Genomic DNA, 234 nt, shown 5'->3' on the forward strand with positions numbered 1-234 from the left:
CGGGCACGTCCTATCTCGCCTTCGGCTTCGGTGCCTTATGGTCGGTCAGCGGACCGGCGCACAGGTTACAGCGCATCGATCCCGCGACCAACAAGGTGACCCATACGGTCGAGCTGGGTCGGCAGCCCGGTTTCCTGGCGGCGGGCGAAGGCGCGGTGTGGGTGCAGGAACAGGGCGACGGCACGCTCGCACGGATCGACCCGGCGACCGCGAAGGTGACCGGCCGCGTCAAAG

The 234-nt window shown here is 68.8% G+C and carries 1 protein-coding gene; it reads left to right on the forward strand.

The window, feature by feature from the left end; all coding sequences use genetic code 11:
• Positions 1 to 234 (forward strand): hypothetical protein (locus CVH10_RS24675; RefSeq protein WP_219925128.1); only part of this gene is annotated, 234 nt, incomplete at both ends.

This window comes from Halomonas sp. ND22Bw, from assembly GCF_003011945.1.
GTDB lineage: Bacteria > Pseudomonadota > Gammaproteobacteria > Pseudomonadales > Halomonadaceae > Halomonas > Halomonas halophila.